Here is a 24,562-nt window from a genome sequence, read left to right as displayed (position 1 = left end):
AGGCGCCACATTGGAAAACCAGACGAACAGCACCGCTGCGGAAGAGCTTAACCTTGAGCAGAAAGCCTCTTTGGGCAGCGGCGCTGCCTTTTGGGTGACTAAAACCCCAAATGGAATTCCCCGCGTTGTGATGGAAGATGGCCCCCACGGCCTTCGCCATCAGGCCGGCGATGAAGACCATATGGGCATCGCCCGTAGCGAGCCTGCCACTTGTTTCCCTCCTGCTGTTGCCCTTGCCCAGACTTGGGATCCCGAGCTTGTGGAACGTGTCGGTGAAGCACTCGGGACCGAAGCCCGATACTTCAACACGGACATACTCCTCGGCCCAGGAGTGAACATCAAGCGCGATCCCCGTTGCGGAAGAAACTTTGAATATTTCTCCGAAGACCCCCTACTGAGCGGCGTGATGGGAACAGCCTGGGTTCGAGGGCTGCAGCGCCGAGGTGCTGGTGCATCCCTCAAGCACTTCGCTGCAAACAACCAGGAACTCGACCGAATGCGTGTCAGTTCGGACATCGATGAACGCCCGCTTCGCGAGATTTACCTTCGGACATTCGAACGCGTGGTGCGAGAAGCGAAGCCTTGGACCGTCATGGCTTCATACAACAGGATCAACGGAACGCCGGCAACAGAGAACCGACACCTCCTCAACGACATCCTTCGGGAAGAGTGGGGATTTGAAGGTGCAGTGGTCAGCGATTGGGGTGCTGTTGGGGACCGGGTCCGGTCAGTCCAGGCCGGCTTGGACCTTCAAATGCCCGGCGGCGATCAAGCGGCCGACGCCGAAGTGGTCGAGGCCGTCCGAACGGGTGCTCTGGACAGCGCACTCGTCGATGCCAGCTCCGAGCGGATGGTTCAGCTCGCTCATCGAGCCCGGGAAGCCCGGGACCTGCACGCAGTCGAATCCCTGGACATCGATGCCCACCATGCTTTGGCTCGGGAAGTCGCCGGGCGCGCGGTGGTCCTGCTGAAAAATGAAGACCAGGTACTTCCGTTGGACCGCGATGGACGGGTCGCCGTCATAGGACCCTTTGCTACCGATCCACGCATCCAAGGCGGCGGCAGCTCACGGGTCGTACCGACGAAGACCGACTCGCCTTTCGTTGAAATGCAGCAGCTCGCTAAAGACGCGGAGATCGTTTCGGCTGAGGGCTACCGTCACGACGGCTCTGATGCTCGGAAACTGAGCGATGAAGCGGTTGGACTCGCGGCCATCTCAGATGTCGCCGTTGTGTTCCTCGGACTTACAGCAGCTGACGAGGCCGAAGGAACGGACCGCGTAACAATTGAGCTCCCGTCCGTCCAGCTTGACCTGCTGGCAGCCGTTTCAGCTGTCCAGCCGCGCACAGTCGCAGTGATAGTTCATGGAGGTGTGGTCCGCCTCCACGAAGTCGCCCAGACGGTCCCTGCCGTTCTGGATGCTGCAATCCTGGGTCAGGCCGGCGGCGGGGCCATCGCCGATGTCCTCTTCGGGGATGTGAACCCATCGGGGCGGCTCGGGGAAACCGTGCCGCTGCGCCTTCAGGATGCCCCCTCCTACCTGACCTACCCGGGCGACCAGCTTCACGTCCGGTACGGCGAGGGCATCTTTGTTGGCTACCGTGGCTACGACCGGCTCGAGCGGGATGTCGCTTTCCCCTTCGGGCACGGGCTTTCGTACACGTCCTTTAGCTACGAAAACCTGCAGCTCAGCGCGAATGCAGACGGCATCACCGCCGAGGTGACCGTCACCAACACCGGCAAGCGGGACGGCCGTGAAGTAGTTCAGCTGTACGTTTCGAAGGAAGACGGCGTCCAAAGGCCGCCTCGTGAACTCCGCAGCTTCCGCAACGTACTCGTGCCCGCCGGCGAATCTACCGTCGTGACACTAACGATTCCTCGGGATGACCTCGCCTATTGGGATACCCGTTTGCAGCGCTGGGTCGTGGAAGAGGGGACGTACTTCATTCACGCGGCTGCTTCCAGCCGCGACCTACGGTTGACCTCGTCGATCGACATAGAAGGCGACAACGTCCGTGTCCCCTTCACGGAGGATTCAACCATCGCTGAAGTCCTCGCCGACCCCATCGGAGCCAAAATCGTCGGTTCGCTCATGCAGAAGCAACACCGCGAACGGCAAAGCGTAGCCTCCGAAGAACTGGGCATCGACGCCAATCAATCGGGCCTTCGCATTCCGATCGGCCGCATCAGGTCACTCAGCGGCGGCCAGCATCTCCCCCGCCCCGAAGTCGCCGCGCTTCTTCAGAAACTCAACGCTGCAATCTAAGGATCAACTCAGTATGCACATCAACTCAGACACCGTAGCGGTCATCACCGGAGGTGCCAGCGGGATAGGTTTCGGGCTCGCAGAATCGCTGGTACACCGCGGTGCGCGCGTCATCATCTCAGACATCCGTGAGGATGCCCTGGAACCTGCGCTCAACCTCTTGAACAAAAGCGGGGCCCACGTGGTGGGGTACCCGGTCGACGTCGCCGACCGCAGATCAGTCGAGGCGCTGGCAGCGGAAACCATGAGGCTGTTTGGCCGGGTGGATCTTGTGTGCAACAACGCGGGACTTATATCGCCAGCGGCCCCCCTGTGGGAACAGGATGAGCAGACGTGGCAGCGAATGATTGGCGTCAAATTGATGGGCGTCATCAATGGAACCACCGCGTTCGCTCCACAGCTCATAGCCCAGGGCCGTGGCCACATCTTGAACACAGCATCGTCAGGCGGGCTTTCACCCCTGCCGTCGCGCTCACCGTACACCGCCACAATGCATGCGGTGGTGGGCCTGACAGAGACCTTGGACCTTGAATTGAAGCAGGTCAATCCAGTGCTTGGGGCCACGGTCCTCTGCCCAGGACTGGTCGATACACCTCTTGGTCACAACTCCGCGAGCCTGGGCGCCATCACACTGCCCCCATCGACCCCACGATCAATCCGTGATCTGGGAGCGTCCCTGACCCCCCGGGAAGTCGCCGAGGCAGCGCTCGGAGCCGTCGAAGCAGGCACCGTTCACGTCGGCCCAGGTGAGGGCGTCCTCGAACGTACACGCGCGCGAGTAGAACGATTGCTCGCAGACCTGGCCGTCGGCGTTCAGTAGGGAGTCCGGCCGAATCTAAAGACCCAAGGACCAGACAACAAATGCCCTGAACTGCCACCCGCGACGCAACGCAGGAAAACGTCCCTGTCGGTTCAATCCTGACCGGACTGCTTATGGGTTTGCTCGTCGCGATGCTCTCCAGCTCGATAGTCTCCACGTCGCTGCCCCGCATCGTTGCTGACCTCGGTGGAACTCAATCCACCCTTACCTGGATGGTCACCGGCTCACTCTTGGCCATCACCATCACAACGCCCGTGTGGGGCAAATTGGCTGACTTGCTGAGCCGAAGAGGACTTGTTGTGGCCGCCCTGGGCATCTTCATCGTCGGATCAGCAGTGGCTGGAATCGCCTTTGAACCCACAACAATGATCGCAGGAAGGATTGTCCAGGGTGCGGGAGCGGGCGGCCTGCTCACGCTTACCCAGATTGTTCTGGCTGAAATCATCAGCCCGCGCGATCGTGGAAAGTACATGGGATTGTTCGGGGCGGTCATGGCAGTGGGAACTATCGGGGGGCCGCTTCTCGGCGGCCTAATCACCGACGTATTCGGCTGGCGCTGGAACTTCCTCGCAACCATCCCGGTCGCGGTTGTCTCACTCATCGTCGTCCTACTGACCCTTAAGCTGCCTGCCAGGCAAGGGGGATCCGTCGCCATCGATTACGCCGGGGCGCTGCTTATTTGCGCCGGAGTATCGGGACTACTCGTATGGGCCTCATTGGGAGGCTCCGGGTTCGAATGGATCTCCTGGACATCAGCCCTCCTGTCCGGGGGGGGTCGGCACTCATTCTGGTCCTCGCCCTACTCGTGGAAGCACGGGCGAAGGAACCGATCATTCCCCTGACACTGTTCCGGAACAAAGGATTCGTGCTCACCGTGATCGCAAGCCTCTCAGTAGGAATCGCGACCTACGGCACAGCAGTCTTCATGAGCCAGTACCTCCAGCTTGCCCGAGGTGCCTCCACCACAGAATCCGGCCTCATAGCACTCCCTCAGGTAATAGCACTAACAGTCAGTTCAACCGTTATCGGCGCCCTCATCAGCAAGTCGGGGAACTGGAAACCATGGATGGTTGGCGGCGCATCATCCCTTCTGATCGGAACCACACTTCTGGGGACGATCGGAACGGAAACACCAATGACCTTCCTTTGGGCCTACATGGCGCTGGTAAGCATAGGAATCGGATGCATCATGCAAAATCTCGTCCTCATGGCAGAGGCCAACGTCGACCCTCGCGAAGTCGGCGTGGCCACCGCCGGGGTGGCCTTCTTCCGGAGCCTCGGCGGCACCTTCGGAGTCACAGTGCTCGGAGCGGTCCTTACTTGGCAGGCGAAGTCCATCGTCCTCGACAACCGGGCACACCTGGATGCTGCTGGGATCAACGCAGCCGAGGTCGACATCACCCGTATCACCGACATCGGTTCCCTTGCAGAGCCCCCTCCGAGGAATCGTCCAAGAAGCGTACGCGGGCGGGGCCGCGAATGCCTTCATGTCCTCTGTCCCGCTGGCCATCTGCACCGTCCTCGCTATCATCTTTCTTCCGTCCAAGAAGCTGAGTGAGAAGACCCGAGGAGAACGCGTGGCGGAGATCGAAGCAAAGGCAGCCTCCCCGGAGACGACTGGCCCTGGTCCGTCAAACGGATCCCGCCGATAAGAAGGCCCATCGCCAGCAGCGGCGGCCTGCTGGATCAACCCCCAGAATCGGCGAAGCGTCACTCCCGGGATCTGGCAAAGACCAGTTGAGAACGCTCTAACTTCACCTGTCCGAGGGCAGGGCTGGCAAGCGAACTCTTCGATTGCGCTTGCGTCCGTCAATGCCCGGAAACGTTGAAAGAAGGAAACCGTTGAACGCTTCTGGCGTCCACGTTTGCGCAGCAGGACCCGTTGGCAAGGAAGGGTACGTGCCGCGCTGCGGAGAGAAGGTGATGAGGGAAGGCCGCTATATCCTCAAGGTCGAATCAGCACGGCAAGAGGTAACTTTCGCTTTAGATACCTTAAGCCCTTTAGAAAACATCAAAATGTGGGTCAGGCTTTGCAGCTGTTCACCCGGCCCAACCGATGCATGAATTGCCCTCATCCTAACCGGTTGACATTCGTTCTGGCAGGAATCGGCCTTTCGGACAGCCATCCAGGACCAGAACCATTCTGCCACCCCGACGCGACCCTGCGCCCGGGACGTGTCCACCGTGAGCTCCTCGCTGTGCCAGTCAAGGGATCGGACTGTTAAGCGCGTGCGGAACTGCCCTGTGCCGGACTTCTCGGGGAGGAACCGGATGAGTTCACGGCCATTCCCGTCGTAGGCTCCACCCCCGTTCTTGCCCGTCGAGGGTGAACGATGTGTGCAACTCGACGTCGATCAAAAGTTTCGTGCGCCGGCCCCCTCGAAGGTGAGCCTCAGCGGAATATTGACCGCGGCCGAGTCATGCAGCGCCCGATGGCTGATGCGCAGGAAACGTCAGCGACTTCGTGCGCCGAATTCGGTGCCACAGGTTCCGGCTCGGCACGGCCGGATATATACCTCCGAGAGGCACTCCTGCACTTTGTTTCAACGCCATCCTTCACCCGGAACAGAGTTGTGAGGGCGGCGTTAAGGAGATCCAAACGCCCCGCCCGTTTTGGCGTCAAGGAAGACTATTGGTCGGCGCTTGGGTCATAGCCGGGTTCGGCCTAGTCGTGGGCTGCGACGAGGTGTCTTCGTTGGGCTGCGATTGTTCGTCGGCGGCGGGGAGTTTGTCCCAGGTGTGAGCGGCGACTGCCATGGGTGAGGTGTTGCTCCAGAGGCTGTATCGGACGCTGCGGTCGTTTTTGGTGCCGCAGATCAGGTTGCCGACGGTCTCGTTGTGGAAACCACGACGGGGGACGTCATCGACCAGGGTGACGTAGAAAATTGAGCTGACCGGCGCAAGCCGGCCGGAAGCGGCCGGTCTTCAGCTCGATGACCATTTACCGGAGCCGTTCTGTGGTGAAGAGCAGGTTATGTAGGAGTCGTCTCCGTCGACGTTGAAGTGGAATTGCCAGCAGACGAAGGAGAAGCCCGGGCCAAGTTCGTGCAGGGTTTCGGTGACCCGGTGGTCAGGGCGTTTTCGAGTTTGCGTTCGGCAACCTCGCCGGAGAGCCCTAGGAATTCTCAGTTGTGGGGGTCTTTGGCCATCTCTAGTGCCAGCTCCGAGTCAGGGAACGCGAGCTGGCAGGTGAAGTTCGAAGTGCTCTGCGTGCGTTCCATCGAACGGTTTATCATCATGTTCAGCAGGGTGTTCCGCGACCATCCGCACTCACGGCTGCGGCGGCGTAACAGTCGCGTTCGTCGGCGGTGGTTGCTTCGTCGAAGATGGAGCGGATGTGTCCCCACACCAAATGTGCCACGGCTTGTGGCACATTTGCTCTGGCGTCCCAAGCACGCACTATTGCTGACATGTACTGCAGTTTCCTGGGCGAGAAGCCGTGCGTGTCGGGAAAAGCTGTTTACAAGATTCCCAACATCCGGCCCGGAAGTTCCCTCAAGTTGGCGCAGGTCTTCAATGTTGTATGCCAAGTCGAATGCAATGCTGAATAGTTCGTGCATCCGCCTGAACCAACTGTGGCCCCGGGCTGTTTGCGATATCCGCCCGGGGCCATGCGAATCTGTGTGTGTGGTTGGCCTAGAAGTCGTAGAGCTTCTCTGGGTTGTCCACCAGAATGCGTTTGCGTTCCTGCCGGGTCGGCACCCAGTTGGCGAACATGTCGAGCATGGCTGCATCGTCGGGCATCGGGACTTCTCCGCGGGATGCTGTGGGATGAGGCCAGTCACTTCCCCAGACCATGCGGTCTGGGGCGTACCGGGCGAATGCGGCGCCGATGGCCCCACGGTCGGCGTACGTGGGCGGCCCGTCCTGGGACTCGTGGTAGACCCCGGAGAGCTTGACCCACGTCTTGCCTCCATCAAGAAGTCTCGTGATGGCCTCAAAGGCGGGGTGGGATGTTCCTGCTGACCCAGGGATGCGGCCCATGTGGTCAATGACCAGGTCGGTAGGCAGATCGTTGATGCTTTTCAAGTTTTCGAGTATCCCTTCGGCGCTCATGTGGATTTGTACATGCCATCCCAGCGGGGCGATCCGGGCGGCCAAGGAGCGGATGAGTTCGGCTCCCGCGCCGCCTGGGCGGGTGAGGTTGAATCGGATGCCCCTGATGCCAGCCTGGTGCAGATCCTGGAGTTGGGCAGTGGAGAAGCTGTCGTCAATGACCGCGATCCCGCGGGCGCTGCGGAGGCCGAGCTGACCGATTGCCTCAAGAGTGCAGCGGTTGTCTGTGCCGTAGTTTGAGGGGGTCACCACTACGGTGCGCTTAGTTCCGGTTCGTTCTTGCAGGAGCCGGTAGTCTGCGACAGTTGCTCTCGGCGGTGGTGTGGCTCCCGGGAAGGGATATGGAAACCTGACCGGGTCGTAGATGTGCATATGCGCGTCCGTGGCCTGTCCGGGAACCTTGTATCGGGCCCGTCCTCTTCCGGCCGAAAACGGTGTTTCCCTGTCAGCGGATGCTTGCGCTGCCGTGGAGCCAAACGCCACTATTGCCGCTCCGGCCACGATGCCTTGGACGACGACACGGCGGGGCAACGGGGTTTTTGCTGCGGCTGTCCGCGGGGCGCGTTGGATCATGTTCTCTCTCCTTTGAGTAATGACTGGATAGTGCGCAGGCAGTGAAGGCGGTTCTGGCTATGGACGTGCTGAAACGGTCCCAATCGGGGCCGGGCCGTTGATGATGCAGCTGAAGCGATACGGCCGCCGATGTGGTCAGTCCACTCGCCAGCCTGCTTTGACCGCCATGACCGGGCAAGAGGCTTCAAGAAGGATGCGCTGAGCAGTGCTGCCCATGATGAGTTTGCCCACGGGCGTGCGCTGCGAATGCCGATGACGATCAGTTCGGCGTTGTGTCTTTCGGCTGCGTCGAGGACTTCGTCGGCGGGGTCCTGGCCTCGTACGGGTTGGAGAACCATGTGGTCGAGACCTCCGCTGGCGAGGCGCTCTTCGACATCGTCCACTTCTTCCGGGCTTGCGTAGTTTCGGTCCACTAGAGTCGTGCCCCGTGAGGAGTTGACGACAACCAGCAGGCTGCCTGACTTTTTGGCCTCCGCGATGGCGTAGTCCAGGGCTGCGGCGCCTTCCTGGGTAGGGACGTATCCGGCGACGATGGTCATGGAGCTCCTTTGTATATGCGGCGGCGTGACGAGGGTTAACCGTGATGAGCGTTAACAAGGACAGGGGATGCCTCAGGCTGACTGGCCGGGCATCCCCTGTTGCGTTATGGGGTGTGGAGATAGAGGGTGATGAGATCGGTGTCCAGGTGCAGGGTGCGCAGGCCGGTGCCTGCCGTGACCAGCCAGATGATGGATCCATCCGGTGACACAGCATCGACGCGGGCGTACACCAAGGGTTCGGTTTCGCTCACGACTTCAACCCACGACCCTTCGGCCAACTGTGCCCAGTCCCTGACGATCCGTCCGGTCGGCAGGATCCCTCCCGGGGCGGTAGCGGGTACGACTGTTGCCACCGTCAGAATCCTTGGTAGGTGTGTTGGGTGTGTTTGACCTGAGGGGGTGCGGCGAAGTGGGGCCCGACGAGTTCGCGCCATTGCTGGAAATCTGCGGATTCCCGGAAACCCACGGTGTGGTCCTCCAGTGTTTCCCAGCCGACGGTGAGGGTGTATTCGTTGGGGGTTTCGATGGTCCGTTCCAAGCGCCAGCTGAGAGCACCCTTGGCTTTCTGGAATAGCGGCACGGCTTTGGCGGCCGCAGCTTCAAAGTCTGCTTCGAAGCCTGGGGTGATGGTGAGGGTGGCGATTTCGTGGATCACGCGTGGACTCCTTCCATGACGGGTGGCTGGTTGGCTTGTTCTTCGTCGATGCGGGTTCGGTCGGTGGTTCCGGCCATGGTGCGGGTGGCGTCGATGGAGGCGTAGGTCCAGAGGATTTTCATCTCCTCGGTCTCGGATGCGTTCCTGAACCGGTGGACGATGTTCGCTGGCACGAAGGTGGTGTCGTAGGTCTCCAGGTAGTGTTCCGTGCCGTCGATGTCGACGTAGGCGGTGCCTTCGATGACGGCAACGGATTCAACGCAGTTGTGGGAGTGGTGGCCGATTGCGGCGCCGGGAGCGAACGTGGTGATGCCGTTCAGGAACGTGGTGGAGCCCAAGTGTGCCCCGACCAGGGGAACAGTGGAGGCGCCGTTTCCGCGGTCTTTGCGGGGCAGTTCCTTGGGGCGGAGGATCACGGCGTCCACAGAGGAAAGGGCTGTTGGTATGCGGGTCATTGCTGTCCTTAGTTGGTGGCGGGGCCGGTCCAGAAGGTTTTCATATTGGTAAATTCGCGGATGCCGTAGGAACCGAGTTCGCGGCCGTAACCGGACTTCTTGATCCCGCCAAAGGGCAGCCGGGGGTCTGAGGCGACCATGCCGTTGATGAACACGGCACCGGCGTCGATCTTTGGGAGCAGTTCCGCCGCGGCGGCGGCGGTGTCCTGGGTCCACAGCGCGGCGCCGAGGCCGTACTCGGACTGGTTCGCCAGGGTGATGGCTTCCTCGGTGGAGGAGACCCGGATGATCGCGGCAACGGGACCGAAGGTTTCCTCATCAAACGCTGCCTGGCCGGGCTTGACATGATCAATGATGGTCGGCTCGTAGTAGTAACCGGGTCCGTCCACGACGTTCCCGCCCAGCACGAGCTGGCCACCGCCGGCCAAGGTGCGGGTGACCTGGTCGTGGAGTTCGGTGCGCAGATTTTCTCTTGCCATCGGGCCTATGGTTGTCGCCGGGTCTGTGGGATCCCCCACGATCAGGGCCTTGGTGTTGGCGGTGAACTCGGCCACGAATTCATCGGCGATTTTCTCGTCGACGATGAACCGCTTGGCGTTCACGCAGGACTGGCCGTTGTTCGTGAACCGGGCTTTGACAGCCGTTTTTGCTGCTGCTCTGACGTCGGCGTCGGCCAGGACAATGAACGGGTCCGAGCCGCCGAGTTCCAGGACCTGCTTTTTCAGGGCGGCACCGGCCTGGGATGCCACGATGGAACCAACCTGCGTCGAACCGGTCAACGTCACGGCCGCTATGCGGTCATCGGCGATCAGGGCGGCAACTTCGGAGGATTCGATCAGCACGGTAGCGAACAGCCCCTCGGGGAGTCCGGCCTGTTCCATGATGTCCTGAACGGCAAGGGCTGCCTGCGGGACGTTGTTGGCGTGCTTCAAGATCGCGCCGTTACCGGCGGCAACGGCAGGGAGCACGAAGCGGAAGAACTGCCAGAAGGGATAGTTCCACGGCATGATCGCCAGCACCACCCCAAGGGGATCGAAAACAACGCCGGAGGAAGCGGCGGAAGAGGCGATCTGTTCCGGTGCCAGGTGCGCGGGCGCGGTTTCGGCGTAGTACTCGGCCGTGAGCGCACACTTCTCGATCTCGGCCTCGGCTTCGGTGATCGGTTTGCCCATTTCCAGGGTGATCAGGGCGGCGTATTCAGCCTTGTTTTCACGCAGGACCTTGGCCGTGTTCCGCAGAACCTGGACCCTGTCTTCCACGGGAACGAGGCGCCACTGGCTCTGCGCTGCAACGGCAGCGTCGAGCTTGGCCTGAACCTCAGCTGTGGTGTGAGCGGGGAAAGTGGCCGTGGTTTCACCGGTCACCGGGTTAATCGTGGAGATCATGTTGTTCTTTTCCTTCGATTAGGTATCGCGCGCCAGCGGTTAGGCGGTTGCCTGTGCGACGCGTTCCCGGGGCAGGGTAGCAATGACTTCGTCCGCGAATTCGCGGGTACCGAGGGAGCCACCGATGTCGCCGGTGCGGGTCAGCGGGTTGGCCAGGACCGTTTCGACAGCGGTTTCGATGTCTGCTGCGGCGGCGATGAGTGCTTGGTTGTTGTCGCGACGTCCTCGCCAGTCCAGGAGCATGGCTGCCGACAGGATCAGGGAGGTCGGGTTGGCGATGCCCTTGTTGGCAATGTCGGGGGCCGAGCCGTGCTGGGCCTGAGCCACACCAATGTTGTCGCCGGCGTTCAGTGACCCACCAAGACCGAGGCTTCCGGAGAGTTCGGATGCTTCGTCGGAGAGGATGTCACCGAACATGTTGGTGGTGACGATGACATCAAAATCGTGGGGCTTGCGGATCAGTAACGCTGCTGCTGCGTCGACAATCAGTTCTTCGAGCTCGACGTCAGGGAACTCAGCTGCAACCTTGCGGACTTCGCGGAGGAACAGGCCGTCGGAAAGCTTGACGACGTTGGCCTTGTGGACGGCCGTGACTTTCTTGTTCCGGCCCTGCGCGATTTCGAAGGCGGCACGGGCCACACGTTCAGAGGCCTTGGCGGTGATCTTGCGGACGCTCAGGGCCATGTTCTCGTCAGGCATGAATTCTCCGGTACCGGCGAACATGTTGCGGTCGGAGTAGAAGCCCTCGGTGTTCTCACGCACGATGATCAAGTCCATCGGGGTGCGCAGTATACTCAGGCCATCGCGGGAGCGGCAGGGACGGACGTTGGCAAAGAGTTCGAACTGGATGCGCAACTCGGCTGAGGGGTTGAATCCGCCCTCCTGCTTGGTGGGGTATTCGTAGTGGGAGACCGGCCCCAGGATGACGCCGTCCACCTGCGGGATACGTTCCATGACCGCGTCCGGGAGGGTGGTGCCCCGCTCTGCGAGGCTCTTAAGTCCGATGTCCATTTGTTCGAATTCCAGTCCGAGGTTGTGGATCTGGTCCACCGTATTGAGGACGTCGAGGGTGGTTTCGGTGATTTCGGGGCCGATGCCGTCGCCGGGGAGTACGAGGATCTTCATGGTGGTGCCTTTCGGGAAGTGCGTGGTCGGGAAGTCTATTGAGGGCGTTAGTGAATGATGCTGATGAGGATCAGTGCGCCGGCTACGGTGAGCCCGCCGCCGATGCGGGTTGCGATTTGGGCGAAGGGCATCAGACGCATGCGGTTGCTGGCGGTCAGGATGGCGATGTCGCCCGCCCCTCCCATGCCGCTGTGCGTGCTGGTGACAATGGCTGACTCAACCGGGTGCAGCTTGACCCAGCGCGCGGCGAGGAATCCGCCGCCGACCATGGCCGTCACGGTGGTCACAATGGTGATCAGGTTGGCCGGGGCGAAACCTGCTACCAGGCTCTGCCATGGGGTCAGAATGAGGCTGAAAGTGAACAAGATGGGGAATGCCACAGCGGTGAGGGCGAACTTGTAGACGACCTTGGAGCCGGCCTGGATACGAGGTGAAACACCGTGAGCCAAGGCGAGCAGCACAGCTGCGAAGAGCATGACCACAGGTGCTGGCCAGTCGAACAGTTCGAAGGCCAGAACGCCGAGGAGGTAGAGGCAGACGGCGGTGATGCCGGCAGCTGCTATCGCCTTAAGGTCCAGACCAGCGGGCTTTTCCTCTTCCGTTTCGTCAAGCATGTCGCTGCTGCCGGGCTGGAGTTGGCCGTTGCCGGTCAAATGCGGGAACTTCTTGCCGATCAGGGACAAGATGCCCGCCAGCAGAACGGCGGTCAGGTTTCCGACCATGATCGGGGGCAGGACACGGGCCAACGCTTCGCCTTGGTCCATGCCGAGGATCTGGGAGTAGCCGATGGTCAGCGGGATCGCTCCTTCACCGACGCCGCCGGCCATGATCGGGACAACGGTGAAGAAGAAGGTGTCATGCAGGCCCAGCCCGAGGAGGGTCCCCATGGCGGTTCCGCAGACGATGGCCAGGACACTGCCGGCCAGGAGCGGGACGAAGATCTTCAGGAAGCCCTTGATCAGGATGCGGCGATCCATGCTGAGGATCGAGCCGACGATGACGGCGGCTATAAAGAGGTTCAGGACCTTGCTGGAGGAGAAGAAGTCGCCAACGGCTTTCTTCATTGGTTCCGGCACCAGGCCCAGGTAGCCCAGCAGCGAGGGAATGAAGGTCACCAAGATGGCGGCTCCGCCGATCTGCCGGACCAGAGGCAGCCTATTACCAATCTCTCCAAGAGTGAAGGCAAAGACGGCGGAGATGGCGATGACCATGGCCAGTTCCCCGGTGACGCCCTTGGTCGCGGTAAAGGCAATCAGCAGGATGATCAGGAGGAGGTAAACCGGCAGCGGAATGATGCCGACGTCGGTGTCCATGAGCTTCCACCAGAAGGCACGGCCCTTGGGAACGATGCCGCTTTTGGTTTGTGGTGGTTGGGATTCAGTGCGGGTCTTTTGGGTAGACATCGTCGTCCTCGGAATAGTTTTGGGGTTAGAAGTCGAAAAGCGTGGAGGGGTTGTCCACGAGGATTTGGCGTGCAGTCTGTTCGGACTTGAGCCAGGACACAAAGCCGGTGGTTTCGGCGATGTCGTCGATGTCCCGGAAGGGCTCGACGGCGTCCGGTCCCCGGCGTTTTCGGTCTGCGCCGCCGCCGGTGTGTGGCCAGTCGGAGGCCCAGACGAGGCGCTCAGGCCGGGCTTTAACCAGGGCTTGCACAATCTCGGGGATGGCCGGTGATCCTGTCCCGATGGCGGCGATCCTATACGGTGCTGAGAGCTTCACCCATATATGGGGCAGGCCCAACAGCTCGATGACCTGCTCAGCGCCGGAGGCTCTCCCGTCCTCGGCGACTTTGATACCGCCGAAGTGGTCCAGGATGACCGGTACAGGCGAGGCGGCAATGATGTCGGATGCTCCAGCCAGCGACGAAGCGCTGCAGAAGATTTCCACGGCCATGCCGTACGGCGCAGCCCGGGCAATGAGCGCCCTCAACGGATCGCGGATGTCCGCTTTGCCGCCGTCGGGGTTCGATTTAACGTTCAGCCGCAGCCCTCGGACGCCGGCTGCATGGAGTACATCGAGTTCACCGTTTGAGGTTTCCGGTCCCACGACAGCCACGGCCCGTGCGCGGTCGGCTCCGTGGAGTTTCAAGGCCGCCAACAGGGCCGAGTTATCAGTGCCGTAAACACTGGGCTGGACGAAGACGAAGCGGTCAAGCCCAATGCTGTCACCGTAGGCCTGAACGGCTTCAAGATCGGCCTCGGCCGGGGTGTAGTCGCGATCGTCGGCGTAGGCAAACCACTTTGGATCGAAGACATGCACGTGAGTGTCGATCGACCCCTCAGGCACTACGCGATGGATCACATCGGACATTGGAACTCTCCTCACTGCTTTGTGTGGCGAACGTCGGTGACGTACATAACAACCGTAAAGTGTATTTTGGTTTTTTGCAAGCACAAAAAACCTAGTTTCGGTTTTTAGGTGCGTAAAATGCCAATAAGGGGTCGAAGGGATGCCTCTCCCGGTACCGTTGGTGTTGGATCGGACGCAAGCGAAGGGAACCGCACGTGACAACGACTGTCGCCGGGAGCACGGAACTGACATCCATGATCGAAACCGAGATCCGCACGTACCTGCGGGACGAGCGCCCGGCACTTGGCCACCGGATCACCGAGCGCTTCCTTGCCGAGCGCCTCCGGGTTTCCCGCTCCCCCATCCGGAAGGCCCTTCAGGGCCTGCTGGCCGAAGGGACCCTGGCGCGGACCGAGGGAGGCGGCTACGTCGTTGCCAGGTCCGGGCCTGACGTTGCCCTCGCCGGCACGACCGACGCCGGCGATGACGACAGCGCCTACATGCAGATTGCCGAGGACCGGCTGAACGGTGCCTTGCCGGAGAGGGTCACGGAGAACGGGCTCATGCGCCGCTACAGCCTGACACGAGCCCAGGTCGGGCAGTTGCTCAGGAGGATCTCTGCAGAAGGCTGGATTGCCCCGCTCCCAGGCTATGGGTGGGAATTCCTCCCGGTTCTAACATCTGTCAAGTCATACCGGGACAGCTATCACTTCCGGCTCGTCGTGGAACCGGCTGCCATCCTGGAGGATACGTTCGTCCTTGACCGCGAGGGCATCGGCCAGCGTATGGCAGAACAGCAGGAACTCGTTGATGGCAGGATCTGGACCATCTCCGGCGCTGAATTGTTCGACCTGAACACCCGCTTCCACGAGACCGTCGCCCAATGCAGCAACAATGACTTCTTCATTGAAGGCCTCGCCCGCATCAACCGCCTGCGCCGCCTCATTGAATACCGCCAGGCACTGGTTCCCGAGCGCGCCATCCTGCGATGCGCGGAACACGTGGAGCTCGCACGGTTGTTGCTGGCTGGCGAACTGCGGGCCGCCTCGGATCACCTCCGGGCCCATCTCTCAACGGTCGGCAGCGAGAAAACCCGCCAGGTCCCCCGGGGCTGATCGGTCGCGCAGCAGCGCATTGCGACATCGATCCCACCGAGGCGTTGGCTGATAAAACCCCTCTCCTCCGCGGTTCCACGCTTCCGCGATACTAAGCCCGGACACTCCGGCCTATCTTCCGCCGCATACAGCCCTCAATGGTCTTTTTATAGGGAAAAAACCAAATTCTGGTTTTTTATCTTGTGAAAAACCAGAATGGTTGGCATGCTTGTGTCGTCCATCACGGACATGACAGAAGAAAGCGGAAAATCAATGAAGATCACTCCCCCTCGCCGTCGGCTCCTTGCCGGTTCCGGTGCAGCCATTGCCGCTGCGATCATGCTGACCGGATGCGGCCCGGCGGCAACCAACCCCAACCAAAACACCGCGAGCTCAGTCGCCCAGGAGCTCACCATCGACGCCCCCTCGGGCCCAGGCAGCGGATACGACCAGACGGCCCGCGCTCTCGAGAAGTCACTTAAGTCCGAGAACCTCAGCAAGAAGATCGAGGTCCGCAACACCCAAGGCGCCGGTGGCACCGTTGCCTTGTCGAACTTCACCCAGAAAACCGGGACCAAAGACCTCATGCTCGGCGGCCTGTCCCTGGTTGGGGCCACCATCACCAACTCTGCCCCGAACAAGCTCAGTGACCTCACCCCGATTGCCCGGCTTATCGGTGAATACGAAGTCATCGTTGTCCCGGCGGAGTCCCCCCATAAGTCCCTCAACGACTTCCTCACCGCGCTCAAGTCCAACCCGGGCGCAAATCCGATCGCAATCGGCAACCAGGGCGGAATCGACCACATCTGGGGCGGAAAACTGGTCCAGAATGCCGGCGTAAGGCCGACTGAAGTCAACTTCGTCACCTTCTCCGGCGGCGGCGAAGCACTCGTTGCCCTGCTCGGCAACAAAGTTTCTGCCGGAATCGCTGGCTACGGCGAGTTCGCCGACCAAGTCGAGGCAGGCAAGTTGCGGATCCTGGCCGTTTCTTCGGACAAACCCCTCGATCTGGCACCCGATGCCCCCACCGTGGTTGACGCAGGCTACGCTGACGCAGTTTTGGTCAATTGGCGCGGTATCTTCGCGCCCCCCGGTGTCAGCGACGCTGATCGTAAGGCCCTGTCCGACGTTTTCGCCAAGCTGTCCCAGAGCAGCACCTGGAAGGAAACGCTGAAGACCAACGGCTGGTCCGATCAATTCCTTGACAGCGACAAGTTCGCTGCAGACCTAGAGGAACAGCAGACCAGCACCCAGGAAATCCTGACCACGCTGGGACTGAAATGACCATCAGCGTCAAGAACAAGGGTGAGCTCGTCTTCGCCGGGCTCACCCTTGCCACGGGCATCTTCATTCTGGTCGGGACCACCTTCATCAATGAACCAGTGGCAGCAAGCAACGTAGGGCCGCGGTTCATGCCGTACGCCATAGGCACCCTGCTAACAATCGCATCGGCCTTCGTCGTCATCGATGTGCTCCGAGGCAATAGTGCCTCACCGGAGGAAGGCGAACTGGTAGATCCAACCCTTCCCATGAACAAACGCCGCGTTGCCATGCTGCTGGCTTCCGTCCTTGCCTTCGCCGTACTGCTGGAACCTGCCGGTTACGTCATCGCCTGCGCATTGTCGTTCTTCGGCATTGCCGTTACCCTCGGTGCCCGGCTCAGCTGGCGCGTCGGCGTCGCCTCGATCGCGCTCTCCTTTGCCATCTATCTCCTGTTCACACGACCTCTGGGCATCTTCCTGCCTCCGGGTGTGCTGGCCGGGATCCTTTAAGGAAGTTTCCCCATGGAAGGAATCAACGGGCTCATTCAGGGCTTTGCCGTCGCGGCGACGCCCGAGAACCTACTCTTCGCCCTGCTGGGCGTCATCGCCGGCACTTTTGTCGGTGTTCTGCCCGGCATCGGCCCGGCCCTCACCATCGCCCTGCTGCTGCCGGTCACGTACAACATGCCGCCGTCGGCCGCATTCATCCTCTTCGCAGGTATTTACTACGGCGCCATGTACGGCGGATCCACCACATCTATCCTGTTGAACGCACCCGGAGAATCCGGGTCCATGATGACGGCCATCGAAGGCAACAAGATGGCCCGTGCGGGCAGGGCGGCTGCCGCGCTGGCCACGGCCGCCATCGGATCCTTCGTCGCAGGCACCCTCGCCACTTTGGCGCTGGCATTCTGTGCCCCATATGTGGTGGATATCGCCATCGGCTTGGGCTCGGCGGATTATCTGGCCCTCATGGTGGTCGCATTCATGACCGTCGGAGCGTTGCTCGGGTCTTCCGCCGCACGTGGCTTCACCAGCGTTGGGATCGGCCTGGTCATTGGCATCATCGGCCTCGACGCCCAATCCGGGTCGGCACGCTTCACCTTTGGCGTTCCCCTGCTGCTCGACGGCATCGACACAGTCGTCTTGATCGTTGCTCTCTTCGCCATGGGCGAGGCGATCTTCCTTGCCGCGAAAATGCGCAAAAGTAAACCCAAGTTCATGGAACTCAAGGGGCGTGCCACCATGACACGCGAAGACTGGCGCCGCTCTTGGCCGGCCTGGCTGCGCGGCACCGTCATCGGGTGGCCTCTGGGCGCCATTCCCGTGGGGGGCTCCGAGATCCCCACCTTCATGTCCTACGCCCTTGAAAAGAAGCTCACCAAGCATCCCGAGCAGTTCGGCAAAGGCGCCATCGAAGGCGTCGCCGGACCGGAAGCGACCAACAACGCCAACGCCGCTGGCTCCCTCATGCCATTGCTCACCTTGGGACTTCCGACGTCGGCAACCGCCGCAGTCATCCTGGTCGCCTTCCAGCAGTACGGGCTGCAGCCCGGTCCCCTGCTGCTGGAAAAGGAACCGCAGCTCGTGTGGGGTCTGGTGGCAGCGTTGCTGATCGGCAACGTCATGCTGCTCCTGCTCAACCTGCCACTGGTTGGCCTGTGGGCCAAGGTCCTCCTGATCCCCACGCCGTACCTGTACGCCGGCATCGCCACGTTCGCGCTGCTCGGCGCCTACAGCATCAACGGATCAGTATTCGATGTCTACATCATGCTGATCATCGGCATCCTCGGATATTTCCTACGGCAGTATGGTTTTCCGATTGCCCCGCTCATCATCGGGGCGATCCTGGGACCGTTGGCCGAAACCCAACTCCGCAGGGCCATGTCCATAGCCGATGGCGATTTCACCCAGCTGGTCTCCTCGCCGTTCTCCATCGTCGCCTACTCGCTGGTGATCTTGGTAGCCATCGTCCCGCAGGTCATCAAGCGATGGGAACGCCGCACTGCCAAGGAAGTCGGCGTTCTGAACGAATTCGAAAAGGCATCGACCACCACCGAAAAGGTATAGGCGCCTATTGACCCGCGAAACACAGCCTCAAGGGGCGGCCACGGAGGTCGTCCCTTGAGGCTTTCGTCTCTTGGGCCCAAGTAACAATGCGCCGACATCTCGTAGGAAGCCTGGGCTGCCGGGCGGTCGCCGGGCTGGTTCCCAACGAAGAGTAGCCAGCACATGGTCAAGCGACTACAGGAGAATTAGGGAAGGGACTGCCCCCGGTTCTGTTGACTCCTTGACCTAGCGAGCTTGTGCTCGTGGAAGGTGTTGACCATGCCCACAGCTTATGGGGCGGAGTTCCGCCAGGACGTTATTGATGTGGCCCGCAAGGGCGAAGCGCCACTGACTACCCGCTGTGCCCTGAGTTGAGCCTCCCGCACCAGCCCCTTGAGGGTAGAGAGTGCAGCTGCGTAATCTTCGGGGAGGTCCGGCTCGATCTGGGTCATGAATCAACCCTAATCGCCACCACTGACGCTTACATTTCAATTGTCCAGACAGTGTCTGGACAATTGCCTTCCGGTCATGGGGCCCTCAAATGTGCCACAGCCTGTGGCGTATCTGGGAGGTCCATCTCGTTTGCTCTACTCGCCTGTCGAACATGAACGGCGGTGCCGGTAACAGTGCCGCAGCTCCGGCATAGCTGAATGCTGACGGATACGCAGGACTAATAACGCGGAAGGAAAGAGCGTCCGGTCCAGACCCGCTTGGCTTAATGTCCTAGCGGCTCATGCCTTTTTGAAGGAACTTTGTCTGTCCGCCGGCTCCGCGTGTTGTGCGGGCTTTAGGGGTTCGCCCTGGTGCGTTGGCTACAGCCGCGCTGGGTGGTGTGCCTTGGTCTTGGTCGGCGGCCAGTCTTGCTTGGACTGCTTCTTTGTCGGCGATGCCGTCAAAGCTTGCTGCGAGTTCTTGTCGGCGCTCGGCTGAGTCGTACGTGATGCCGGCCTCGTCGCGGAGCGCTTCGGGGCGCTGGTTCTCTTCGGTGACGTCCTGTTGGCGGTGGCGGTCTTCGCGTTCGGCTTCGGCGAGCAGGCCGGTTGCTTGGGTGTTTTCTTCGCGGGCGGTGCTGCGTTCTTTGTCGGCTTGTTCGCGGTCGTGTTCGGCGTTGGCCAGCGCCGTGGCCACGGATGCTTCGTCGGCGCTGAGGTTGTTCACGTCGAGGCCGTAGCGCTTCTGAATCTGCTCCTTGATGGTGTGGGCGGCGTCGCGGGCGGCGGGGTCGTGGTTTTTCCAGGCTGTTGCTGTTTCGTGGACTCTTTCGATGTCCCGGCCGGTGGCGGTGTCCCACCAACGCTCGTCCTTGACGGGGGCCAGTTGTGCGCGGGCTGCTGCCCGTTGGGCGTCGAAGCGTGCCTGCAGTTCCCGGGCTTGTTGTTCTTCGGCTGCCTGGGCGCGGCGGAGTGTTTGTTCGCGTGCCCTGGCGAGTTGTTCGCCGAGGCGGCCGGCGACGGTCAGCCCGACACGGGTGATGCCAGCAAAAGGCGACTGCATCGCCACCACGTAGATGACCCCGCGGACAATCACGAGCTCCCCCCAAACGACCGCACCACCAATCGCATCACACCTCTGGCACCCAAGGCCAGCTGAGCACGAAATCATGCTGAGCGAGAGTGCTGATCACATGAACTGGTGTGAACAAGCAGAGCTCCGGACAGCGAACAGATGGAAATCCTGGAAACGGCGCCAACCCTGTAGACCGCCTTCTGACAGAGCTGCGATCGCAGTCCTCCGAACTGGAACGCTTGCATACCATCTACGCGGAACTGGAGACCAGGAACGGCCTCCTGCACAACGAAGTCCTGCGCCTGAAGCGAGCCCAGCGAACGAACGTCCAAGACCTCGCCCGTGTGGCAGCCGTTTTGCTACAAATTTCGCGCGCTAAAGGTATTGCCCTCGACCCAGTGACACTCGACATTCTGCGACGGCGCGGCTGGCTCCCATCGAGAAACCGCACGGGAGCGCGGCCATGACTATGTCGATCGCCAGGCTCTCCGTACGATCAGGGCTCAAATACCTGTTCAAGTCCACGATGTTGGACGACTTCTCCCCTACTCCCCCAGACACCATCAGCTATTACATGAAGACCGGAACACCACAGGGTCGGTGGCTGGGCAGCGGACTACGCGGCATTGCCCGCACATCAGGAGATAAAGTCACCGAATCCGATGCACGTGCCATCTTCCAAGACGCAACCCACCCCGACAGCAAGGAACCGCCAGGGAGACCCCACGGGCAGCCGCCGATCAGCCATGAAGGCAGCAGTCAAAAAGCAACCACGCACGCCGTCGCCGGCTTCGACCTCACGTTCAGCGTCCCCAAGTCCGTCTCCACGCTATGGGCACTCAGCCCGCGTTACCTTCAGGAGCAGATTCTGCAGACCCACCACGAGGCAGTGGAAGCAACGCTGGCGTGGATGGAAGAGCATGTCATCAACACGAGGACCAGCCGAAACGGAGTGGCACACATCGGCACCAAAGGAGTCATCACCGCAGCATTCGACCATTGGGAATCCCGCGCCGGCGACCCTCAGCTCCACACCCACCTTGTCATCGCCAACCGAGTCCAGCGCATAACGGACGGCGCCTGGGTCACCCTTGACTCTCGTTCCCTCTACAAGGCCGTCGTCGCCGCCAGCGAACATTACAACGGACTCCTCTTCGATGCTCTGCACACCAGCCTCGGCACAGAAACCGACATCCGAGCCCCATCGCAAAACACTCACAACCCAAGCCAGCAACTCACTGGCATCGCTGAAGCCCTTGTCCGCGAATTCTCCAACCGCTCAAGGCTCATCGACATCGAAACCGACCGCCTGGTCAAACAGTGGACCACCGACCACGGAGCTCGCCCGACAGCGACGACCACCGTCAAACTGCGCCAACAAGCAACCCTCTCGACTCGCACTCCCAAGAACGCCTCGCCCTCGCCTCTGCGACTGCTTTCCACACAGTGGCGCGACAGAGCAACGGCCAAAGGTTTTGATCCCGAGTCCGTCGTAGCTTCCACCATTCGGCGTTCCCGCTCACGTCCGTTCCGTATTGGCGACTTCGCCCCGTATTGGATTGCCGCCGTCGGGCTCGTCACCCGACAGCGTGTGGCGGCCAAGCGCTCAACCTGGAATCGCTGGAACCTGATCGCCGAGGGTGAGCGTGTTTGCGCAGAGATCCGCTACGCCTCCCCCGACGACCGCAACGCACTGATCGATGCCGTGGCCACCGCGGCGGAGCGCCAGTCCGTGCCACTCAATCAGTATCGGTACTGCGTCCCGGCGGATGCCGCTGATGATCTGCGATTCGCCGGGCGCAGCGTCTTCGACTTCCACGGGTCGCGCCTCTACACGGATGAGTCCATGCTTGCCTTTTGAGGATGAAGTCATGGTGGCTAAGAACGACGACGAGGGGCCAGCCGTCCCTGTCGACCTCACGTTCCAGACACTCACCTCATACAGGAACGGCGAAGGGTCACCCCTGCACAATGACCAACTGGCGGCCGCGTCGGATGTCCTTTTGAGCTCGTGCATGCTTGACGCCATCGTCGGGCCGGCCGGGACCGGAAAGACGACGACCCTTGGCGCGGTCAAAGCAGCGTGGGAGGCAACGTATGGGAAGGGCAGTGTTGTTGGTTTGGCGCCGGCTGCTGCGAGCGCCGAGGTTCTTGGCTCGGAGCTGCGGATGGTTACCGAGAACGTCGCTAAGTGGCTGCATGAATCCGTTGGGTCTGGTGCGGCCGAGCGGGCAGAGCGGTTCTTCCGAGCGGACGATCGATTCCGTGTGGCAGCGGCCACCAGGGGCCCAATCGTTAGCCGCCTTCAACAAGAGGTCGCTCGGCTATCCGCTGAACAGACCCAATGGCAGTTTCGTCCCAATCAGCTGGTGATCATCGATGAAGCCTCCATGGTCTCAACGCTCCAGCTCGCTGCCCTGATCCGCCAAGCCAAGGACGCCGGTGCAAAGATCCTCTTGGTAGGAGATCCCGCCCAGCTCGATTCCATCGATGCCGGCGGTGTGCTTGGTTGGCTTGATCGGCAAGGGAAAGCAGCCCGGTTGAGCACGATCTGGCGTTTCAAGGATCCTTGGGAACGGTCAGCCTCCCTCGGGCTGCGTGAGGGTCGTCCGTCTGTGCTTGCAGAGTATGAGGACCACGGTCGCATCAGGCATGGCCACTATTCGGACATGGTCGACCGTGCCTACTCGGCGTGGCACTCGGATGTCCTGGCTGGCCGGGTCTCGGTCTTGATAGCTCCTGATAACGAGACCGTCCAAATGCTCAATGAACGGGCCCAAGCTGACCGGGTCAGTCTGGGTGACGTGGACGCGGAACGTACCTTGGTCCTTAGGGGCGGGCTTAGAGCCGGGCGTGGCGACGTCGTTATTGCCCGTCGGAATGACAGATCCATTCGCGACGATCGAGGTGAGTTCCTTCGCAATGGGACGCTCCTCGAAGTCACGGACGTCGATAGGTCCCCCGGTGCTCTGCGGGCGATACGTAAAGACAGCGGAGCAGCCCTACTCTTGCCGAGCACGTACGTTGAGGCGTCCCTGAAGCTGGGCTACGCCACCACAGCCCATCGCAGTCAAGGCCTCACAGTAGACACCGGCCACACCGTCGTGACTCCCGGCCGCCTCACGCGCGAGCTGCTCTATGTCAGCATGACCCGGGGCCGGCACTCGAACACAGCCTATGTGAGCGAGAACGACCCGGACGAGGACGAGATCCTGGACCCGAGTGCCCGTTCTAGCTGGCGGGTGATCCTCGGCGAGGTCCTTGCTGCGGAAGGTGCGGAACGAACGGCTCACGAGATTCAGGACTTCGAACGGCAGCACGCCGACAGCTTGGAGCGGCTGAGCCGCGAATACGATTACCTGGCTCAAATCGCTGCGGGCTTGGAACTCGCAAAGGCTATCGACGGTCTCATGCCCGGCCGCTCTGAGGAGATGCGCGACTCTCCAGCTTGGGGCGCCGCCGTCGCTGCCTGGCGGCGAGCCAGCAACATAAATAGGCCAAGAGCCCTGCGGGTCTTGAGCGAGAGTTTGAGCTCTGAGGCCAGCGGACAGGACCTGACCGCCGTTATCCACGCCCGGCTTCGCAGGTTCTGCCCGGCGATGCCCCAAAAGCCCATCGATCCGTTGACTGAGCAGCTGACGACAGACCGACCAGACCTCGCAGAGTTGCTGGACCAAGTACGACGGCGGATTGGGAACCGTGCGGAACGCGTCGCCAACGCGGCGCTACTTGATGAGCCTGAATGGACCACAGAATTGCGCCAGGACATCGGGGCGGGCGCAGACCCTTTCAAGTGGGCCGCGTTGACTCGAGAGGTGGCACTGTATAGGGATCGATGGTGTGTCAATACAACTCTGCCCCTCGGTCCGACTCCGGCGGACTGGGAATGGGAACAGCGAGCGCAGTGGAGCCACCTACGGCAAGAAATCACCCATGCTGCCACATCAGAGCCAGGGCTAACAGATGTCGCCAACTTGTATGGGTTCGACTCCCCAATAAGCCTGACAAGCGCGGGGTTGCAGCTTTAAACTGGATGTTGGAGCAAGTATGCAGATGAACCCAGCCCTCAAGCCGAGAGTAGCAACACCCGCTCTTATCATTGCGAGCGCAATGACGCTGGCTATTGCCCCAATTCTGGCCGCCCTGGCCCCTACGGTTACCGGTACCTATTGGCTGCTGCTGACCGTCGCTGCCATAAGTGTCCTCCTCATTGTCGTCTGGAGTCGGCGCCTTCACGGCCTACAGCGGTGGCAATCGGAAACCGACGCTCAATGGAAGCGTCTCGAGGGTTTAAAAGGGGGCAGCGGCACTACGACTGAAATCACGATCCTAACCGTCGACGCCCCTCAGCCGACAGGCGCCTGGGTCACTATCAGGTGGAACCGTTTCGACTACATCCAGCCAGCCTGGATCGAAGCGCTTCCCGAGCCCATCTGGCCGGGTTCTGTCCTGCTGATTCGACCAGATCCCACCCAAGTGCGGCCGGGA

21 protein-coding genes and 1 pseudogene are annotated in these 24,562 nt (G+C 61.3%); 10 read left to right on the top strand and 12 right to left on the bottom strand.

The features are described 5' to 3' along the window. Positions 1-10: 10 nt before the first annotated feature. The 4 genes from LDN70_RS09175 to LDN70_RS09160 all read left to right on the top strand — a co-directional run bounded on the left by LDN70_RS09175 (position 11) and on the right by LDN70_RS09160 (position 4,644). On the top strand, positions 11-2,266 hold the full coding sequence (locus LDN70_RS09175; protein ID WP_223942366.1) for a glycoside hydrolase family 3 C-terminal domain-containing protein: 2,256 nt from the start codon (positions 11-13) through the stop codon (positions 2,264-2,266). 13 nt (positions 2,267-2,279) lie between these two features. Beyond that, on the top strand, positions 2,280-3,086 hold the full coding sequence (locus LDN70_RS09170) for an SDR family oxidoreductase (RefSeq protein WP_223942365.1): 807 nt from the start codon (positions 2,280-2,282) through the stop codon (positions 3,084-3,086). A gap of 131 nt (positions 3,087-3,217) precedes the next feature. Then, complete coding sequence (locus LDN70_RS09165; RefSeq protein WP_286198879.1) at positions 3,218-3,928, top strand: MFS transporter; 711 nt, start codon at positions 3,218-3,220, stop codon at positions 3,926-3,928. 32 nt (positions 3,929-3,960) lie between these two features. Further along, the gene (locus tag LDN70_RS09160) at positions 3,961-4,644 is read left to right on the top strand and encodes an MFS transporter (protein ID WP_353618911.1); all 684 of its coding nucleotides are present in this window, start codon (positions 3,961-3,963) and stop codon (positions 4,642-4,644) included. 1,683 nt (positions 4,645-6,327) lie between these two features. Here the strand turns inward: LDN70_RS09160 and LDN70_RS09155 are convergent. From LDN70_RS09155 to LDN70_RS09110, 10 genes and pseudogenes are all read right to left on the bottom strand, one after another. Then, complete coding sequence (locus LDN70_RS09155) at positions 6,328-6,498, bottom strand: hypothetical protein (protein ID WP_286198878.1); 171 nt, start codon at positions 6,496-6,498, stop codon at positions 6,328-6,330. A 224-nt stretch (positions 6,499-6,722) separates the two neighbouring features. Further along, positions 6,723-7,715 (bottom strand): amidohydrolase family protein, encoded by a 993-nt coding sequence (locus LDN70_RS09150; protein ID WP_223942362.1) that lies wholly within the window; start codon positions 7,713-7,715, stop codon positions 6,723-6,725. Positions 7,716-7,850: 135 nt separating this feature from the next. Beyond that, a pseudogene (locus LDN70_RS09145) lies at positions 7,851-8,254 on the bottom strand (universal stress protein). A 104-nt stretch (positions 8,255-8,358) separates the two neighbouring features. After that, positions 8,359-8,607 (bottom strand): hypothetical protein, encoded by a 249-nt coding sequence (locus LDN70_RS09140; RefSeq protein ID WP_223942361.1) that lies wholly within the window; start codon positions 8,605-8,607, stop codon positions 8,359-8,361. A gap of 2 nt (positions 8,608-8,609) precedes the next feature. After that, positions 8,610-8,909: an antibiotic biosynthesis monooxygenase family protein gene (locus LDN70_RS09135; RefSeq protein ID WP_223942360.1), complete on the bottom strand. Its 300-nt coding sequence runs from the start codon at positions 8,907-8,909 to the stop codon at positions 8,610-8,612. Next, positions 8,906-9,364 carry a cupin domain-containing protein gene (locus LDN70_RS09130; protein ID WP_223942359.1) on the bottom strand — a complete coding sequence of 153 codons (459 nt, stop codon included), beginning with the start codon at positions 9,362-9,364 and terminating at the stop codon, positions 8,906-8,908. Before LDN70_RS09130 ends, LDN70_RS09135 begins: the two co-directional genes overlap by 4 nt. Before the next feature lie 8 nt (positions 9,365-9,372). Further along, positions 9,373-10,749, bottom strand: coding sequence for an NAD-dependent succinate-semialdehyde dehydrogenase (locus LDN70_RS09125; protein WP_223942358.1), 1,377 nt, complete (start codon positions 10,747-10,749; stop codon positions 9,373-9,375). 39 nt (positions 10,750-10,788) lie between these two features. Next, entirely contained in the window at positions 10,789-11,874 is a 1,086-nt protein-coding gene (locus LDN70_RS09120; RefSeq protein WP_223942357.1) for an isocitrate/isopropylmalate dehydrogenase family protein, read from the bottom strand. A gap of 47 nt (positions 11,875-11,921) precedes the next feature. Next, a complete protein-coding gene (locus LDN70_RS09115) occupies positions 11,922-13,277 on the bottom strand; it encodes a 2-hydroxycarboxylate transporter family protein (RefSeq protein ID WP_223942356.1) in 1,356 nt (451 codons plus the stop codon). Positions 13,278-13,302: 25 nt separating this feature from the next. After that, entirely contained in the window at positions 13,303-14,184 is an 882-nt protein-coding gene (locus LDN70_RS09110; protein ID WP_223942355.1) for an amidohydrolase family protein, read from the bottom strand. 194 nt (positions 14,185-14,378) lie between these two features. Between LDN70_RS09110 and LDN70_RS09105 the strand changes: the two genes are divergently transcribed. The 4 genes from LDN70_RS09105 to LDN70_RS09090 all read left to right on the top strand — a co-directional run bounded on the left by LDN70_RS09105 (position 14,379) and on the right by LDN70_RS09090 (position 18,589). After that, entirely contained in the window at positions 14,379-15,278 is a 900-nt protein-coding gene (locus tag LDN70_RS09105; RefSeq protein ID WP_223942354.1) for a GntR family transcriptional regulator, read from the top strand. Positions 15,279-15,482: 204 nt separating this feature from the next. Beyond that, entirely contained in the window at positions 15,483-16,541 is a 1,059-nt protein-coding gene (locus tag LDN70_RS09100) for a tripartite tricarboxylate transporter substrate binding protein (RefSeq protein WP_223942353.1), read from the top strand. Beyond that, positions 16,538-17,029, top strand: a complete 492-nt coding sequence (locus LDN70_RS09095) for a tripartite tricarboxylate transporter TctB family protein (protein ID WP_223942352.1) — start codon at positions 16,538-16,540, stop codon at positions 17,027-17,029. The genes LDN70_RS09100 and LDN70_RS09095 overlap by 4 nt, the downstream gene beginning before the upstream one ends. 12 nt (positions 17,030-17,041) lie before the next feature. Beyond that, the gene (locus tag LDN70_RS09090; protein ID WP_223942351.1) at positions 17,042-18,589 is read left to right on the top strand and encodes a tripartite tricarboxylate transporter permease; all 1,548 of its coding nucleotides are present in this window, start codon (positions 17,042-17,044) and stop codon (positions 18,587-18,589) included. 269 nt (positions 18,590-18,858) lie between these two features. Here the strand turns inward: LDN70_RS09090 and LDN70_RS09085 are convergent, their stop codons facing one another. Further along, positions 18,859-19,020, bottom strand: coding sequence for a hypothetical protein (locus LDN70_RS09085; protein ID WP_223942350.1), 162 nt, complete (start codon positions 19,018-19,020; stop codon positions 18,859-18,861). 271 nt (positions 19,021-19,291) lie between these two features. Further along, positions 19,292-20,095, bottom strand: coding sequence for a hypothetical protein (locus LDN70_RS09080; protein WP_223942349.1), 804 nt, complete (start codon positions 20,093-20,095; stop codon positions 19,292-19,294). 442 nt (positions 20,096-20,537) lie between these two features. On the opposite strand from LDN70_RS09080, the gene mobF reads away from it, so the two are divergent. Both mobF and LDN70_RS09070 read left to right on the top strand, forming a co-directional pair. Beyond that, positions 20,538-21,935 carry a MobF family relaxase gene (mobF, locus tag LDN70_RS09075; RefSeq protein ID WP_223942348.1) on the top strand — a complete coding sequence of 466 codons (1,398 nt, stop codon included), beginning with the start codon at positions 20,538-20,540 and terminating at the stop codon, positions 21,933-21,935. Between the two features lie 10 nt (positions 21,936-21,945). Beyond that, positions 21,946-24,102, top strand: a complete 2,157-nt coding sequence (locus LDN70_RS09070) for an ATP-dependent DNA helicase (RefSeq protein WP_223942347.1) — start codon at positions 21,946-21,948, stop codon at positions 24,100-24,102. Positions 24,103-24,562: the final 460 nt, after the last annotated feature.

Origin of the sequence: Arthrobacter sp. StoSoilB22 (assembly GCF_019977315.1) — a bacterium.
Taxonomy (GTDB): Bacteria; Actinomycetota; Actinomycetes; order Actinomycetales; family Micrococcaceae; genus Arthrobacter.
The sequence above is the reverse complement of the archived record's forward strand: the minus strand, read 5'-3'. Positions and strand labels throughout refer to the sequence as shown.

What these genes read in the sequence shown, in the direction of transcription:
- LDN70_RS09170 (WP_223942365.1), top strand. Translation starts at nt 2,280, where the DNA reads ATGCACATCAACTCAGACACCGTAGCGGTCATCACCGGAGGTGCCAGC.
- LDN70_RS09165 (WP_286198879.1), top strand. Translation starts at nt 3,218, where the DNA reads ATGCTCTCCAGCTCGATAGTCTCCACGTCGCTGCCCCGCATCGTTGCT.
- LDN70_RS09155 (WP_286198878.1), bottom strand. Translation starts at nt 6,498, where the DNA reads ATGTCAGCAATAGTGCGTGCTTGGGACGCCAGAGCAAATGTGCCACAA.
- LDN70_RS09150 (WP_223942362.1), bottom strand. Translation starts at nt 7,715, where the DNA reads ATGATCCAACGCGCCCCGCGGACAGCCGCAGCAAAAACCCCGTTGCCC.
- LDN70_RS09130 (WP_223942359.1), bottom strand. Translation starts at nt 9,364, where the DNA reads ATGACCCGCATACCAACAGCCCTTTCCTCTGTGGACGCCGTGATCCTC.
- LDN70_RS09125 (WP_223942358.1), bottom strand. Translation starts at nt 10,749, where the DNA reads ATGATCTCCACGATTAACCCGGTGACCGGTGAAACCACGGCCACTTTC.
- LDN70_RS09120 (WP_223942357.1), bottom strand. Translation starts at nt 11,874, where the DNA reads ATGAAGATCCTCGTACTCCCCGGCGACGGCATCGGCCCCGAAATCACC.
- LDN70_RS09115 (WP_223942356.1), bottom strand. Translation starts at nt 13,277, where the DNA reads ATGTCTACCCAAAAGACCCGCACTGAATCCCAACCACCACAAACCAAA.
- LDN70_RS09110 (WP_223942355.1), bottom strand. Translation starts at nt 14,184, where the DNA reads ATGTCCGATGTGATCCATCGCGTAGTGCCTGAGGGGTCGATCGACACT.
- LDN70_RS09100 (WP_223942353.1), top strand. Translation starts at nt 15,483, where the DNA reads ATGCTTGTGTCGTCCATCACGGACATGACAGAAGAAAGCGGAAAATCA.
- LDN70_RS09095 (WP_223942352.1), top strand. Translation starts at nt 16,538, where the DNA reads ATGACCATCAGCGTCAAGAACAAGGGTGAGCTCGTCTTCGCCGGGCTC.
- LDN70_RS09090 (WP_223942351.1), top strand. Translation starts at nt 17,042, where the DNA reads ATGGAAGGAATCAACGGGCTCATTCAGGGCTTTGCCGTCGCGGCGACG.
- LDN70_RS09085 (WP_223942350.1), bottom strand. Translation starts at nt 19,020, where the DNA reads ATGACCCAGATCGAGCCGGACCTCCCCGAAGATTACGCAGCTGCACTC.
- mobF (WP_223942348.1), top strand. Translation starts at nt 20,538, where the DNA reads ATGACTATGTCGATCGCCAGGCTCTCCGTACGATCAGGGCTCAAATAC.
- LDN70_RS09070 (WP_223942347.1), top strand. Translation starts at nt 21,946, where the DNA reads ATGGTGGCTAAGAACGACGACGAGGGGCCAGCCGTCCCTGTCGACCTC.